This is a genomic window from Pseudoduganella sp. RAF53_2, assembly GCF_052113985.1.
GTDB lineage: Bacteria > Pseudomonadota > Gammaproteobacteria > Burkholderiales > Burkholderiaceae_D > Rugamonas.
On sequence record NZ_JBFRDW010000743.1, the window covers coordinates 1 to 2,710 of the forward strand.

Consider the following 2,710-nt stretch of genomic DNA (forward strand, 5'->3'; position numbering starts at 1 on the left):
CCTAGTACGCCCGTCACGATGTTGTGCACGATATGCAGGCCGAGGCCGGAGCTGCCCGCGCCAAGCCGGGTGGTGAAGAAGGGATCGAACACCCGCCGCAGATTTTCAGGCGGGATACCAACGCCGTTGTCGGACACCGTCAGCAGCATCTGGTCCGGTTCGCCGACGCGGGCGGCGATCGTGATCACGCCATCGCTGTGCGCAGGGAAGGCGTGCAGCAGGCAGTTGGCGAACAGATTGGTGATGGCCTGGCCCAATTGGCCGGGGTAGCTGCGCATGCGCAAATCCGGCGGGATATCCTGCACTAGCTGCGGGCGTGGCTGCTTGACGGCGGCGTACAGCGGCAGCATCAGCTGGGCGACAAATTCATCCAGCACGAATTCGCGGCGCTGCGCATCCGGCACGTCGACCGCGATTTCCTTGAAGCTGCTGATCAGGTTTGCCGCGCGGCTCAGATTGCGCAGCAGGACGGCGTCCGCTTCGCCCGCCTGTTTCACGTATTCGACCAGCTCGGAGCGGCGCAGGCCCTGTTCCAGGCGCGCCACCATTTCCGCCGTGTGATCGCTCATGGTGCTGACCACCATCAGGCTGTTGCCGATGGGCGTATTCAATTCATGCGCGACACCCGCGACCAGCGTACCCAGCGCGGCCAGCTTGTCGCGCTGGACCAGGGCTTGCTGGGCCTGGGTCAGTTCGGCGGTGCGTTCGCGCACCAGTTCTTCCAGCTTGGCGCGGTGGCGATGCAATTCCGCTTCCGCGCGCGTGCGCTCGATCGCGATGCCGGCAAGATGGCTGGCGACGCCAATCAGGCGCTGGTCCGCGGCCGTCGGATGGCGCACGGCGCGGTAGTACATGGCGAAGGAGCCGAGCACGGTGTTTTCGTCCATCAGGATCGGCATGGACCAGCAGGCTTTCAGGCCAAACGGCGCCACCAGTGCGCGATAGGGTTCCCACAGCGGATCGCTTTCAATGTCGGACACGATCACCGCCTCGCGCCGGAACATGGCGGTGCCGCAGGAACCGACCATGGGACCGATCTCGCGCCCTTCCAGCAGAACCAGATAATCGCGCGGCAGATTGGGCGCGCTGCCGCAGCGCATACGTGTGCCTGATTCGTCGAGCAGCATCACCGAGCAGATCACGCCTTCGGTTTGCGCTTCGATCAGCTGCACCAGCGCGTCCAGCGTGGCTTGCAGGGGCGCGCCGCGGGCGACCATTTCCAGCAGGCGGTTCTGGCCTTCGCGCAGCGCCTCGGCCAGCAGCTGTCCGGTGACGTCGACCAGGCGCATATGCAGCAGGCGGCGGCCGTCCTTGTCGATCAGGATCATGCGGACTTCGCAGTCGATCTGGTGCCCGCTCGAATGCAGCAGGGAGAGCTGGTAGACGCGGATTTCGCCGGCCGCCACGCGCTCGACCAGCTCCATCAGCACGGCCGCCGAGGTGCGGCTATCGGGCTGCAGCGGCGGACAAAGCGACAGCAGCGGCAGCGCAATCAATTCTTCGGCGCTGCGGCCGAACAGGCGCTCGGCGTTCAGGTTGACGTCGATCGGATAGCCGCTGTCGGCATCCAGCAGAATGATGGCGTCCGGCGAGCCGGCCATCATCATGTGGTAATTCACTTCGAGGGTGCCCAGCAGGGGCGGACCGGAATGGGAGCCCGTCAGCAGCAGAATTTTTTCGACCACGGCGCTGGACGAGAAGGGCATGCGGATATAGCCATCGGCGCCGGCGAGGGCGGCGCGCTGCTGTTCTTCGTCGCAGGGGCGGGCGGACATCAGCAGCACCGGCAAACGGCGCCCGTTGTGGTGGGACGACAGGCGCTGGCACAGCTCGAAGCTGGCGCTGCCGGCGATGGCCACGTCCAGCAGCGCGAGCGCGATGTGGCCAGCCTCGACCGCTTCCAGTGCGCTGTCGCCCTTGTTGACGACTTGCACACGAAAAGCGTGGCGCGCGAGCGCAAGCTCCAACCCGGCCAGATCGAAGTCCGTGCCTGTCACAATCAGGATGGTTTGCGTGGGGTCCAAGTATGCCGCGCCTTTCCGTTGGCCTGCCTGTCCCCAAGTGTATTACAAGACGGCGTCCTCAGATGAATTCGCGGCGGCACGCTCGGCGCGGGCGGCGGCAATGCGTGGGAAATTATCCTCAATCCAGTCCACCAGCACCTCCAGCCGCCCGGCGATTTCGGTGCCCATTGGCGTGAGCGTGTATTCGACGTGGGGCGGGATCACGGGCAGCGACACCCGGTCGACGAAACCGTCCGCCACAAGGGCATCCAGCGTCTGGGACAGCATTTTCTCGCTGACGCCGCCGATTTCACGCCGCAACTGGCTGAAGCGGTGCATGCCGCCCAGCAGCACGACGAGGATCAGCACGCCCCAGCGGCTGGTGACGTGGGACAGCACGATTCGCGAGGGACAGTCGGCCGCCAGCACTTCGCCGCGGCGGGCCGCGTTATTGACGGCCAGAGCCGCGCGCAGGGATTTGGATGTTTTCATGGCACTTACCAAAAGGTACGTACTTACAATTCGTTAGTATCGGTCCTATTATACGCCCATCGATTAACTGACTTTGAAAGGAAACATCATGATCGTGATTACGGGCGCATCGGGCCAACTGGGCCAACTGGTAATTGAAGGACTGCTGGAGAAAGTGCCGGCAGGGCAGATCGTGGCGGCAGTGCGCGATCCGGCCAAGGCGTCCGCCTTGGCTG

At 64.6% G+C, this 2,710-nt stretch carries 3 protein-coding genes; 1 reads left to right on the top strand and 2 read right to left on the bottom strand.

Going from position 1 to position 2,710, the window contains the following annotated elements:
• Both AB4Z11_RS28780 and AB4Z11_RS28785 read right to left on the bottom strand, forming a co-directional pair.
• On the bottom strand, positions 1-2,024 hold a 2,024-nt coding region (locus tag AB4Z11_RS28780; protein WP_442029244.1), incomplete at its 3' end, for an ATP-binding protein.
• A 42-nt stretch (positions 2,025-2,066) separates the two neighbouring features.
• Positions 2,067-2,495, bottom strand: a complete 429-nt coding sequence (locus tag AB4Z11_RS28785) for a winged helix-turn-helix transcriptional regulator (protein ID WP_442029245.1) — start codon at positions 2,493-2,495, stop codon at positions 2,067-2,069.
• An 88-nt stretch (positions 2,496-2,583) separates the two neighbouring features.
• On the opposite strand from AB4Z11_RS28785, the gene AB4Z11_RS28790 reads away from it, so the two are divergent.
• The coding region (locus tag AB4Z11_RS28790; RefSeq protein ID WP_442029246.1) for an SDR family oxidoreductase at positions 2,584-2,710 on the top strand (127 nt) is incomplete at its 3' end.